The following is a 13,818-nucleotide window of genomic DNA, read 5'->3' as shown; positions in this document are numbered from 1 at the left end:
GTGGAGGGAGTGGAGATAATTACCCCAGAGATAGACAGAGGGATCCAATAGTGGTCAACTTTTATGTTATCACTACTATCGGAAGAGGGAAGTGGGTTTCTTCTCTCTGGAGGGAGTGGTAGAAACACTTCAAAAGAATCAACTGTTAGCATTTGATAAATAAATTAGAAGCAGCTATCTAATTCAACCATGTCTTCGTAGTAAAGGAAAGAAGAGGATTGATCTCTAAGAATTGATTTTTCATTATTAAATGGGTTCATAGAGAAAAGGAGAATAAGGAATATAAGAATACAATAACACAATACTACAGTACGCATTAGTGAAAAAAATAAAAAAAAATGAAAAATAAGCGTTGACATTAATTCTGAGATGAGATATATTTATTATAGAAATAAAACACATATATGAAAAAAATAAAAAAACAAGAGGAGGCGCGGCATAGAATGAAAGAAAAATACTGGAAAGTCATTTGTAGGTATGGGCATGTAGGGCGTAAAAATGAGGTAAGTGTGGCTCGATATATTTGTACGGAGGATAATGCAACAATTATAGATGTAATGCACTTAGTATCTTCTATGCCAGGCGTTAAAAATAGGGGGATGGCTTTTATTGAACCCATAGATAATCTTACATATTTAAAGGGGAAATCTTTAGAGGAAGATAATTTATACTTACAGAAATTAATGACTTATAATCCAACAAATCAATTAATAGGAGGATGTGTACCATGCGCATAGAGATCAAAGAAAAGCATGAAAAAGTAGCAAAAGATTTGAGGACATATTTGCAAAATAAAGGATGCTCCATTATTCAAGAAGAAGTAAAAACTAAAAACTACATTGCAGATATGGTAGGATTTACAATCAGTGAAAAAGGGAAATTAACTCCAGAAGTGGTAGTGGAAATAACTACAACAGTCAATCCCAATAAGCAAAGACAGCTTTTTACCATCTCAAAACAATTTGGAGCAAAATATGCGCTTCTAGTAGTTTTAGGAGAAGAGGAGAAGAAATATTGGTTTGATGCGGTAACTTCTTTGCCAGTGGAAGAGCCTACTTTTAAGAGTCATTCAAGATATTTATTGAGAAATGAAGATATAGAAAACAACTTATTTAAATGTTTTGATATTTTAAGAGGTTCATTAAGGCCATTTGAACAGATTAAGTTAGTATTATCGATGCTCTTGGTTAGAAAATATCTACTAGACATCGATAATCTAGAGCATTGGGGGAATTTGGGTAAAGAGAGTTTAACGGAGGTTCTATACTCTGCATCAACATATTATGCACTAGGTAAAACCGATAAGATAGAAAATATATCTGAAAAAGCACTACATAAGTTAATTGCAGAAATGGAACAATTACCACCAGTTAAGGAGGAATATCCAAATATATTTATGGGATTTGTTGAACGCCTAAGCTCTAGAGATGTTGGAGCTTATGCTACTACTAGAAAGTTGAATGACATAGTTACTAAGTTAATTAGTACGTTAAATATAAGGTCAGGAAAAGCAATAGATTTAGCGGCAGGATTTGGCTTTCAATTATTTAGCGCAATGAAAGAAGTGAAAGTCGATGAATTTATAGGTATAGAAATCAATGAAGAAATTAGTGAATTGACTAATATCTTAAGGTTAATAGGTGGTTACGTAGGTTCAAAGATAATAGTTGATGATGGGCTACAAATAAAGAATGATAATACCTATACACTAGTAAGTTTTGAACCACCTATAGGTTCTGTTGCATTAGGTAATAAATATATAGATTTTAAGATAACCAATGAAGGAAAACGAAGAAGAATTGATTATTCTGAGCTATTTATAGAAAAGGCCATAGAGTTGGCAGAGGGTAAAGGATATATCGTAGCTGTTGTACCTGAAGGCATATTATTTTCAAGTTCCAGTGAATTGGTAAGAAAGCTGATTTTAGACAAGACAATTGTAAAAGCTGTTATAAGTTTACCGGAGCATATTAAAAGTCCTTATACAGGCATTAAATTGAGTATTCTTGTATTACAAAAGAAGGCCAATGAAAATGAAGAAGGTGTAGAGTTCTTTGCAGGAAAAATTGATAGTCTAGAGGATGTAGACGAAGTTGCTGGAGCATTTAAAAAATGGAACGTTAAGGAGGTATAGCCTTGGAAAATGTAAATATATTGCCTTATGGAGCACTAAATGGTAGCGATTGGACAGTAAACAGTCTAATTGTAGCTATGAAAATCAATCAAAGTAGTCGTATCCCATTATCTGAATTATGCTATATAAACAATACCCCTATTACAAAAGTAAGGCTGGATAGCGATAAACAATATCCATACCTAGAAATAAAAAGTATTGATGTTGATAAGAAAATGATATCAAACTTTGAAACGATTCAATATGGAGAACTACCTTCAAGGGCAAAACTCATAGCTTATCCTGGAGATATTGTTCTATCCATCATACGGCCTGAACGAGGAGCTGTAGCTATTGTTCCAGATGATTTCAAAGAATATATCGTTACTAATGCTATCGCTGTGTTGACACCAAAACATATTTCACCTGAATTATTATATTTCCTGCTATATCATCAAACAATTCTTGACGAATTTGGGGGGCTTGCAAGAGGTGCTGCTATTCCCACCTTGAGTTTAAGACAATTAAAGGTATATCAATTGCCTATTAGCAAAATTCCCCAGAAAGATGAAGTTGCTAGGAGAATGTATGGTGAATGGAGAAATATAAATAAGACAAGTAAAGAATTTATAGAGATTATTGAAGAGGTGTTCCAAAGCTTTTTATTGAATCAAGATGATATAGGACAGGAAACACTTGAGAAGAAACACATGATTTGTGAGTATGAACATTTAAAAGACAGGCTAGATGCAAGTTATCATCTTGGCAGGCATAAAACCTTAGTACCTTGGAATTGTGAGATAAGAGAATTAGGAGAATTTATAGAATATCGGAATGTACCAGAAGTTCCATATAGCAATGAATTCTTTCATCAAGAAATACCCTCCATAAGGATTCAAAATTTAGTTGAAGATGCTATAGAGATCAATTTAGAAGGAATAGATCATTTATCCTGTGAAGCTACATCAGAACATGGAAGAAATCAATATATCCGTGAAAATGATATTATCATACCTAAGCATGGAGGAAGTGTTAGGCGTAGTAATCTAGCAGGAAAATCCCTACAAGGGGCAATTGTTAATCAGCACTTATATGTAGTAAAAATTAGTCAGCAGCTATTGCCAGAATACTTAGTTATGTATTTAAAGACAAAATGGGTACAAGATCAGATTAGTATCAATTTGGGGGGAACAGTGCAGAGCATTATTAAAAGGAAAAATATTGATGAGCTACGGATACCTATGCCGAGTTTAGAAATACAAAGGCAAATAATTGAAGAAGCGCATAAAAGAAATGATATTAATAGATATATTGATTTGAAGAAAAAAGAAATTATGGACTTTGTTGAAGAACTATATAGTAGATATTAACTACAATAACATAGTTATATTAGGCGGTACATTGAATTCGGGAGACATCCTGCTAATATTGATGTACCCCTGTATGTAATTTTTATATTTATCATAGAATGGGGGAGCTTAGATTGAATTTAAACGGCGTATTTTACTCAGCTAAAAAGAATGAATATACTAGTGCACAAATGGAATGCATTGAAAATGCAGTGGTAAAATTTGATAAGATAGGACATAGTCCTTTAATGATGCTTGGGAAAATTCAGAGTGGGAAAACAAAGTCATTTATTGGAGTTATCTCATTAGCGTTTGATAATGGGTTTGATCTGGCAGTAGTACTAACAAAAAACTCTAACGCATTATCAAAACAAACTACCGCAAGAATGAATGATGAATTTAAAACATTTGTTGAAGACGATTCTCTAAATATCTACGATATTATGAGAATACCAGAAAACTTATCTAGATACGAATTAAATCAAAAGATGATTTTGGTTGTTAAGAAACAACATAAGAATCTTCCTAAGTTGATGAAACTTATTGAAGAATATTCTTTAGAAGAGAATAAAAAGTGTCTTATTATCGATGATGAAGCAGATTTCACAAGTATTGGATTCAGTAAAAACAAAGAGACAGAACAATTTAATCTTAAAAAGATAGCATCCCAGATTAACGATTTACGACTAAAACTTGAATGCAAATTTATTCAAGTAACAGCTACTCCTTACTCTTTATATCTGCAGCCAGAAGAAATACATCTTAATAACAATATTACTATAAAACCCATAAGACCATCACATACAGTTTTGGTACCATCAGGAGATGCCTATATAGGTGGTGAGTATTATTTCGATGATGATAAGAATCCTTTGAAGGATCATTTGTTCTATGAAGTTGATACTAGTGAGCTAGAAATAATAAAGAGCAGCGACAGAAGACGGCTCAAAGAAGAAGAGGCTTTGAAAAGTAATAAAATTATCGGATTGAGAAGCGCGATAATTAATTTTATCACTGGTGGATGTATAAGAATCATTCAGAATGGTGGACAAACTGGTGGAAGAAAAAATAAGTTTAGCTTTATTATCCATACAGAAATACAGACAAACTCCCATAAGAGACAGGCTGATTTAATTTATGAATTAATAAAGCAAATTGAGGAAGAAATTTGGCAAGAAACAGATTTTATTAATAGTTTAATTGAAGAATCTTACAACCAGCTTAAAGAATCAGTAATTTCCTATGGGTTTGAAATCCCTTCACTAACAGAAATAAAGGAGACTTTTTATAAAGCTGTAAAAGAAGAATGGATTTCAAGGATTGTGGTTAACTCTGAAAATGATATTGAAACTTTGTTAGATTCAGATGGACAACTTAAACTCAGAACTCCTTTAACAATATTTGTTGGGGGACAAATTTTAGATAGAGGGGTTACGATTTCAAATCTAATAGGATTCTATTATGGTAGAAGACCTAAAAGTATGCAACAAGATACTGTACTTCAGCATTCTCGTATGTTTGGATATAGGTCGTTATATGATTTAGCGGTAACAAGATTTTATACGACGAATGATTTATATTCAAGAATGTATAAAATTAATGAATTTGATACGAGGCTAAGAGATGATTTTGAAAGTGGTAAACTTGAGGATGGGATAATTTTTATTAGTAGAGATGAAAAAGGAAAAATTATTCCTTGTTCACCAAGTAAAATTCTTATTACAAATACAAAAGTTATAAAACCAGGTGAAAGAATTTTGCCTGTAGGTTTTTCAACAAAGAGTAATACAATGATAAAACGTATAATTCATGAGATTGATAAAACTATTTTAGAAAATAATTCTGGTCAGCTCAGAGGAGAATTCAAAATTAGTAAAGATGATGCCATCAAGATTATTAATTGTATCTATGATAGTTTAATTCTTGAGAACGAACATACAGTAACCCGAGAATCTTTTACTTCATTATTAAAATATTTATCTAATCAAACTGTTAATGTTGTTTCCCGAGCAGACAGACGTATACGTAAACATAGAAAATCTAGATATTATTCAGATAGACCAGATAATGGAGATATGGATCTAATTCCTGCAAAAAGATTGGCAATTGATGAACCTTCTTTAATTCTCCTAAAACAAAAAGGGCTAAAAGAAGACGGCTGGAATAATGCTGAGTTTTGGTGGCCAGTTTTAGTAGTGCCTGAAAATGTTAAAACCTCAGTATTTGCAACAGAATTTCAAGATATCAGTTAATAAGATATAGGCTATGATGATATAAGATTTAGCTGAAGGATGCTTCCTTCAGCTGAGATCTTATATTATGCAGTTGTTGTTCTCATAGGTCGAGAATATTTTTCTTATAATAAACTTGTTTTTTAAGATACAATAGAAAAGATGATTTGATAGACTGTATAAAAAACAATAACTTTTGATGATATAAAAAAGGGGGATACAAATGAGTAATAAAACCTACAATTCCTATTATTATTGGGAGAACCTTATCAAAAAAGATGAAAATACCTTGAAAAATGCTTTTAAAGATATGCCCCTGACTAAGGAATCCGTTTTTCTACATCATGTAATCGTTAATTGCTATGGAGAAAGCTATGATGGGTGGATTTATTTTCCAAACAGCAAAGCATTACTTGGGTTTTTGCAATACATCTATCTTCCTATAGCCTACAACACCATTTTTTTAGGAGAAAGACATGGAGAATTAGCATTTCCTATGTGTACTGTGGAAGGACTTCTTGAGATGGCAAGAGAGGGTACTAAGACTGTCAACAAAGAGTATATTCCTATTATGGAAAAACAGCTTATGGATTTAAAAACTCTTTGGCAGTTGGATGATAAGGAATGCATTGATAGCTTGAAAGAATTTGGAGAAGCATTGAATGACTGCTGGAGTAGCAGAAATGATATTTTCTTTTATTTTAATATATTTGATAGTCCTATAGAGGTAGGTCAATACATTATGAAGACTTATGAAGAAGATGAAATGGTGGATTTAGAGAGAATTGAAGAACATTTAGGGGTTAAGAGAGAGGAATGGCTAGATATTTGTAGAAATTTATTTGAAAATGAGTTTATGAAAAGAAAATTTGTGGAGATATTGAATAACAGAATAGAAGATATGATTTAAAAAAGTATAAGGGTTGTCCTAGCAAGAGCAAAACTAAGTTCACTAAAACACATAATTCAAATTTATTGTAGATATGATAGATCAACAAAGAAATAAAATCATAGAAGCAAGGGGAAAGGCGGAATTGAAAGTATATATAGATACTGCCTCCCTATAATTAATAAAAAAGTTGGGGGAAGACAAAATGGCAATTAAAAAGAGCGAATTGTATAGCAATCTATGGAAAAGCTGTGATCAGTTAAGAGGAGGTATGGATGCCTCACAGTATAAAGACTACATATTAACCCTTTTGTTCATGAGATATGTAACAGATAAATACTATGGCAAGGCGGATGCCTTAATCGAAGTTCCAGAGGGTGGAAGTTTCTTTGATCTTGTTAAATTAAAGGGTAACAAAGATATTGGTGATGAAACCAATAAGGTAATAAGAAAAATGGCAGATGCCAATGATTTGGTTGGTGCTATTACAGTAGCTGATTTTAATGATGCAGATAAGCTGGGAAAAGGTAAGGAGATGGTTGATCGCTTAACCAACTTAATCTCTATTTTTGAAGACGACGCCTTTGATTTTAGAGGAAATCATGCAGATGGAGATGACCTTATTGGAGATGCATACGAATACTTAATGCGACATTTTGCAACAGAGTCCGGTAAAAGTAAAGGTCAGTTTTATACTCCCGCAGAAGTATCTAGGATCATGGCTAAAGTAATAGGAATTGATAAAGCAAAGAGTCAAGATCAAACGATATACGATCCCACATGTGGCAGCGGTTCCCTATTATTAAAGGCAGCAGATGAGGCAGCGCAGGGAGTAACCATCTATGGGCAAGAAAAAGATGTTGCCACAGTAGGTCTTGCAAAAATGAACATGATTCTTCATGGGAATGAAGTGGCTGAAATTAAACAGGGGGACACTATATCTTCACCAGAGTTTAAAGACAAAGAAGGTAGACTAAAAACCTTTGATTTTGCAGTGGCTAATCCTCCATTTTCAACAAAAGCTTGGAGTAATGGAATCACTCCTACAAATGATGAGTTTCAAAGGTTTAGAGATTACGGAATACCACCTACTAAAAATGGAGACTATGCTTTCTTATTACATTTATTAAAGTCTTTACAGAATACAAAAGGAAAAGGTGCAATTATTTTACCACATGGTGTTTTATTTAGAGGAAATGCTGAGGCTGACATAAGAAAAAATATTATTAAAAGAGGCTATATAAAAGGAATTATAGGTCTTCCAGCCAACCTTTTTTATGGGACAGGAATTCCGGCAGCTATTATTGTTTTAGATAAAGAGAATGCAGCTGCTAGAAAAGGTATTTTTATGATAGATGCTAGTAAAGGATTTATAAAGGATGGAAATAAAAATAGATTAAGAGAACAAGATGTACACAAAATAGTAGATGTTTTTAACAAACAGTTAGAACTACCTAAATACTCTAAAATGGTTAATATAGAGGAAATAGAGAAAAATGAATACAACTTAAATATACCAAGATATATCGATAACCAAGAGGAAGAGGATATACAAGACATTGAAGCCCATTTATTAGGGGGTATTCCTAACCGTGATATAGATGCATTACAGAAATATTGGGATGTATATCCAAGTCTTCGAAAAGCCTTGTTTTCTGAAGGCAATAGAGAGGGATATAGTAAATTAAATGTTGGAAAAGAAGGAATAAAAGATACAATTTTCAATCATGAAGAATTTGTTAATTATACTAAAGAGATAAGTGAAATTATTAATCATTGGTGTGAAAGACATACTCCACTTCTTAAAAATATTGATAAAGGATATGATCCTAAGGCAATTATATTTGAAATATCTGAAGATATTTTAAAATCCTTTGAAGGGAGAACACTTGTAGATAAATACGATATTTATCAGTATTTAATGACCTATTGGCTTGAGGTTATGAAGGACGATGTTTATATGGTGGTAGAAAATGGTTGGATAGCTGATAAGGATTTAGTGCCAGAAGAGCTAATTATCAACAAATATTTTATAGAAGAAAAACAGGCCATTGTAGAGCTAGAGCAGGAAAAAGACGAGATTACAAGATTAAAGGAGGAGTTTGAAGAAGAACATAGTGGGGAAGAAGGTGCCTTAAATTCTGTAAGTAATAAGACGGAGGCACAAAAAACTCTTTTAGAATATGAGGAATTAGCATGGAAAGAATATTATTCTGATTCATATAATCAATACAGGAAAATGACAAAGCAACTAGAAAACATTAAAGTTCATCAAGAAGAACTACAAAAAGAAGAAAAAATTATAAAATTAAGAAATAACAATGGCAATGTAACTAAAACAGCGGTGAAGGGAAGAATTAAAGAAATAGTTGGTACAACCTCACAAGAATACACTATACTGCAAAACTATATGAATAATTTAGAAAAAATTGCTGCACTGAAGAAAGGAATAAAAGAACTTAAAGAGGAGTTTACAGAAATATTGGAGAATAAGGTGATACTTGACTCCGAAGAAGAATTTATACGTGAAATTATTGTGGTAAGAGAATATTTAGCTTCATTAGACAAAGAAAGTGAATTAAGCAAAGAAATCAAAGAGTCCATCAAAGAACTAAACAAAAAAGTACATGAAAAATATAAGGTGCTTACAGTAGAAGAAATAAAAACATTAGTAGTAGATGATAAATGGATAACATCAATTACATCAGAAGTAAATGGAGAAATGGAAAGAATATCCCATAGATTAACTTCAAGAATAAAAGAACTTGCAGAGCGCTACGATGAAACTCTACCACAGCTAGAAGAAGAAGTTGAAAAGCTAACGGAAAAGGTAGAAGACCATTTAAAAAGGATGGGATTTGAATGGTAGAAGAAACAAAAATTCCAGAAGGATATAAAAAGACAGAAGTTGGGGTTATACCGGAGGATTGGGAAATCAGAAAGCTAGGTGATGATTATATAAGTTATATAGACTCGGATAATTTATCTTCATCGACTGACCTTAAGTATGAATTTAATTATATTTCTTTGGAGTATATTGATAACGGAAAAATGTTAGGTTATTCGGAGTGTACGTTTGAAACGGCTCCTTCAAGAGCAAGAAGAAGAATAACAGAAGAAGATATTATGGTATCAACCGTTAGACCAAATTTAAAATCTCACTATTTATTTAAAGAGAAGAAAGGAAATTGGATTTGTTCTACGGGATTTTCTGTTATAAGAGCTAATAAAAAAAATATTATACCAGCTTTCATTTATTTTAATTTATTTTTCACGTACATTAATAGGCAGATTGAAAGGTTAATTGCAGGATCTAACTATCCTGCAATAAGTGGTTCTGATGTCAAAAACATGACAATTCCTATACCTCCTATAACGGAACAAAAAGCCATAGCAACAGCCCTGACAGACGTAGACAACCTAATCACATCCCTTGAAAAACTAATTGACAAAAAAGAGAAAATAAAACAAGGAACTATGCAACAACTTCTTACAGGAAAGAAAAGATTGCCCGGGTTTAGTGGGGAGTGGGAATTGATTAAGATTAAAGACATTATTAATTATACTAAAGGTTTTGCTTTTAAATCATCTGAATATCGAAAGAGTGGCATTAGAATTATTAGGGTAAGTGATACTACCTATGATTCTATAAAAAGTGAAGATGCGATTTACATAGATAGTAATAGTTTGAACAAGTATAAAAAATGGGTGTTATCACAAAATGATTTAATATTATCAACTGTAGGATCCAAGCCACCAATGTATGACTCGATGGTTGGTAAAGTAATTAAAGTTGATTATGAAAATGAAGGAAGTTTATTAAATCAAAATGCGATTAAGCTTTGTGATAAGAACGGGAATATAAATACACAATTAATTTTATATTATAATTTAAAAACAAAAACGTATTTAAATCATATAGAGAAGATTTTTAGAGGAAATGCAAATCAAGCTAGCATAACACTTAAAGAACTATTTGAATTCGAAATACATCTACCTACAAATAAAGAAGAACAACAAGCCATCGCCCAAATCCTAAGGGACATGGATTCAGAAATAAAAGCTTTAAAACAAAAACTTCAAAAATACAAAACTATAAAACAAGGAATGATGCAGGAACTCTTAACTGGGAGGGTTAGATTGGTATGAGCAAAGTGGGGCAAAGGGAAAGGGAAACTCAAGATAGAGTAGTCAAGCTTTTTACAAAAAAGCTTGGTTATGCTTATCTTGGTAACTGGCACGAAAGGGAAAATAATAAAAATATTGAAGAGGAATATTTACGAAAATACTTAAATAGAAAAGGCTACGGTAATGATTTGATCAATAGAGCTGTTGAGGAGCTTTTAAAATTATCCAGCAATCAAACGGATAAGCTTTATTATGTGAATAAAGAAGTATATTCCTTACTTAGATATGGGGCTAAGGTAAAGGAAGGTGCAGGGGAAAACAATAAAACCGTTAGCTTTATCAACTGGGAAAATCCTTATGATAATGATTTTTATATTGCTGAGGAAGTATCCGTTAAAGGAGAACATACGAAAAGACCAGATATTGTACTATATATAAATGGAATTGCATTAGGGGTAATTGAGCTTAAGAGAAGTATTGTATCGGTATCTGAAGGAATTAGGCAAAATTTAGACAATCAAAGTTCGCACTTTATCAAACCATTTTTTCATACGATGCAGCTGGTGATGGCAGGAAATGATACAGAGGGGCTTCGCTATGGAACTATTGAAACAAAGGAAAAATACTATTTGACTTGGAAAGAAGATGAAAAAGCCACCGATGATCTTGCCAATGAAGCCGAGAGATTAAACAATCAAGTAGATTATATATTAGACAAACACATTATTGGGCTTTGCCATAAGGAAAGGTTTTTAGAGATCATCCACGACTTTATCGTATTTGACAGGGGAACGAAAAAGCTTTGTAGACCCAATCAGTATTTTGGTGTAAGGGCTGCAACAAGAAGGGTAAAGGCTAGGGAAGGCGGGATTATATGGCACACCCAAGGAAGTGGTAAAAGCCTTACGATGGTGTGGCTGACAAAATGGATCAGAGAGCATATACCAAGCTCTAGGGTGTTAATTATCACCGATAGAGATGAGCTAGATAAGCAAATCGAGAAGGTATTTAAAGGGGTAGATGAAGAAATCTATCGTACGAAAAGCGGTAAAGACTTGATAGAAAAGCTTAATGCAACGACACCGCTGCTTTTGAATTCTTTAATTCATAAATTTGCTGGTAAAGACAATGAAGAAAAAGAAGCTGATTATGAAGCATATATTCAAGAACTAAAAAATAGTTTACCGAAGGATTTCAAGGCAAAAGGCGATATTTATGTTTTTGTAGATGAGTGTCATAGAACTCAATCCGGTAAACTACATGATGCAATGAAGGCTATTTTGCCCAACGCACTTTTTATAGGTTTTGCAGGAACACCTTTACTTAAAAAAGATAAAAAGAAAAGTATAGAAATATTTGGTACTTATATTCATACCTATAAATTTAATGAAGCTGTGGCGGATAAGGTTGTTTTAGATTTACAATATGAAGCTAGAGATGTAGATCAGAACATTACTTCGCAGGACAAAATTGATCAATGGTTTGAAACAAAAACAAAAGGTTTAACTGAATATGCTAAAGTAAAACTAAAGCAAAAATGGGGAACGATGCAAAGGGTGTTAAGCTCTAAATCTAGATTAGATAAAATTGTCAACGATATTATATTTGATATGGAAACGAAGGACAGGCTTCAAAACGGGCGGGGAAATGCTATCTTAATAGCGGGTAGTATTTATGAAGCTTGTAAATACTATGAGCTATTTCAGCAAAAAGGATTAAAAAAATGTGCTATTATAACCTCTTATACACCAAATGTTAATCACATAAAAGGGGAAAATACTGGCGAGGATGATGCAACAGAAAGTATAGAAAAATACGAAATATATCAAAAAATGTTAAATGGTAAAAAGGCAGAGGATTTTGAAGAGGAAGTGAAAAATCAATTTATCAATGAGCCTGCACAGATGAAGTTGCTTATCGTTGTAGATAAACTATTAACAGGTTTTGATGCGCCACCGGCAACCTATCTTTATATAGATAAAAAGATGCAGGATCATGGATTGTTCCAGGCTATTTGTCGTGTGAATCGGTTAGACGGTGAAGATAAGGAATATGGTTATGTAGTTGATTATAAAGATTTATTTAAAAGCTTAGAAAAATCTATTGAAGACTATACAACTGAAGCCTTTGAAGCCTTTGAAGAGAAAGATGTAGAAGGACTATTGAAGGATAGACTAAAAACTGCAAAGGAAAGGTTAGATACGGCATTAGAAAGTTTAAAATCCCTGTGTGAACCTGTACCAATGCCTAAGGATACCTTAGCATATATAAGATATTTCTGTGCTGAAGATACTAGCAATAAGGAAGCTCTAAAAGAGAATGAGCAAAAAAGATCAGCCCTTTACAAGTACACTGTGGCATTTATTAGGGCTTATGCCAATATTGCCAATGAGATGATAGAAGCAGGTTATACAGCCAGTGAGATAGAAACAATGAAAAAAGATGTAAAATATTACGATACAATCAGATCTGAAGTTATGCATGCTGCAGGAGATTATATTGATTTAAAATACTATGAGCCGGCCATGAGGCATTTAATCGATAGTTATATTAGTGCAGAGGATAGTAAGAAAATATCAGAATTTGATGACCTAACATTAATTGAATTAATTGTAGCTAAGGGTGAAGGTGCAGTGGATGAGTTACCGAAGGGCATTAAAAATAATAAAGAAGCTGCTGCTGAAACTATTGAAAATAATGTTAGAAGACTCATTACTGATGAAACCCCTACAAATCCAAAATACTATGAGAATATGTCAGTGTTGTTAGATCAACTTATTCAACAAAGAAAAGAGCAAGTTCTAAGCTACGAAGAATATCTTAAGAAGATTGTTGAACTTACTAAAAATGCAAAGAACCCAAGTAGTGCTAATACTTATCCAAGAAGTATTAATTCTGGGGCAAAAAGAGCACTATACGATAATTTAGGTCAAGATGAAGATCTTGCACTATCTATAGATTGTGAAATTCTGTCAACAAAACCTGATGATTGGAGAAGTACAAGAATTAAGAGAAGGGTTGTTAAGAATGCAATAAAAAAATTTATTTACGATGAAGATAAAGCTGAGGAATTATTTAAAATTGCAGAGGAGCAAGGTGAATATTAGA

At 32.6% G+C, this 13,818-nt stretch carries 8 protein-coding genes; all 8 read left to right on the top strand.

Annotated elements, in window-relative coordinates; all coding sequences use genetic code 11:
* Positions 1–443: 443 nt before the first annotated feature.
* The 8 genes from BJL90_RS01280 (at position 444) to BJL90_RS01245 (ending at position 13,817) form a co-directional block, all read left to right on the top strand.
* Positions 444–737 carry a hypothetical protein gene (locus tag BJL90_RS01280; RefSeq protein ID WP_070963597.1) on the top strand — a complete coding sequence of 98 codons (294 nt, stop codon included), beginning with the start codon at positions 444–446 and terminating at the stop codon, positions 735–737.
* Positions 728–2,134 carry an N-6 DNA methylase gene (locus BJL90_RS01275; protein WP_070963596.1) on the top strand — a complete coding sequence of 469 codons (1,407 nt, stop codon included), beginning with the start codon at positions 728–730 and terminating at the stop codon, positions 2,132–2,134. The genes BJL90_RS01280 and BJL90_RS01275 overlap by 10 nt, the downstream gene beginning before the upstream one ends.
* Positions 2,135–2,136: 2 nt before the next feature.
* Positions 2,137–3,483, top strand: a complete 1,347-nt coding sequence (locus BJL90_RS01270) for a restriction endonuclease subunit S (protein WP_070963593.1) — start codon at positions 2,137–2,139, stop codon at positions 3,481–3,483.
* Between the two features lie 113 nt (positions 3,484–3,596).
* Positions 3,597–5,714, top strand: a complete 2,118-nt coding sequence (locus tag BJL90_RS01265; protein ID WP_169824177.1) for a Z1 domain-containing protein — start codon at positions 3,597–3,599, stop codon at positions 5,712–5,714.
* Between the two features lie 202 nt (positions 5,715–5,916).
* On the top strand, positions 5,917–6,603 hold the full coding sequence (locus BJL90_RS01260) for a hypothetical protein (protein WP_070963590.1): 687 nt from the start codon (positions 5,917–5,919) through the stop codon (positions 6,601–6,603).
* Positions 6,604–6,787: 184 nt separating this feature from the next.
* Entirely contained in the window at positions 6,788–9,451 is a 2,664-nt protein-coding gene (locus BJL90_RS01255) for a type I restriction-modification system subunit M (protein WP_070963588.1), read from the top strand.
* Positions 9,445–10,731: a restriction endonuclease subunit S gene (locus BJL90_RS01250; protein WP_070963587.1), complete on the top strand. Its 1,287-nt coding sequence runs from the start codon at positions 9,445–9,447 to the stop codon at positions 10,729–10,731. Before BJL90_RS01255 ends, BJL90_RS01250 begins: the two co-directional genes overlap by 7 nt.
* Positions 10,728–13,817, top strand: a complete 3,090-nt coding sequence (locus BJL90_RS01245; RefSeq protein ID WP_070963585.1) for a type I restriction endonuclease subunit R — start codon at positions 10,728–10,730, stop codon at positions 13,815–13,817. The genes BJL90_RS01250 and BJL90_RS01245 overlap by 4 nt, the downstream gene beginning before the upstream one ends.
* The last annotated feature ends 1 nt before the right edge of the window (position 13,818 follow it).

The sequence above is a fragment of the Clostridium formicaceticum genome, from assembly GCF_001854185.1.
Classification (GTDB): Bacteria; Bacillota; Clostridia; order Peptostreptococcales; family Natronincolaceae; genus Andreesenella; species Andreesenella formicacetica.
The sequence above is the reverse complement of the archived record's forward strand: the minus strand, read 5'-3'. Positions and strand labels throughout refer to the sequence as shown.

Excerpts from the sequence above, each read along its gene's own strand:
- BJL90_RS01275 (WP_070963596.1), top strand. The coding sequence starts at position 728 with ATGCGCATAGAGATCAAAGAAAAGCATGAAAAAGTAGCAAAAGATTTG.
- BJL90_RS01245 (WP_070963585.1), top strand. The coding sequence starts at position 10,728 with ATGAGCAAAGTGGGGCAAAGGGAAAGGGAAACTCAAGATAGAGTAGTC.
- BJL90_RS01260 (WP_070963590.1), top strand. The coding sequence starts at position 5,917 with ATGAGTAATAAAACCTACAATTCCTATTATTATTGGGAGAACCTTATC.
- BJL90_RS01280 (WP_070963597.1), top strand. The coding sequence starts at position 444 with ATGAAAGAAAAATACTGGAAAGTCATTTGTAGGTATGGGCATGTAGGG.
- BJL90_RS01250 (WP_070963587.1), top strand. The coding sequence starts at position 9,445 with ATGGTAGAAGAAACAAAAATTCCAGAAGGATATAAAAAGACAGAAGTT.
- BJL90_RS01255 (WP_070963588.1), top strand. The coding sequence starts at position 6,788 with ATGGCAATTAAAAAGAGCGAATTGTATAGCAATCTATGGAAAAGCTGT.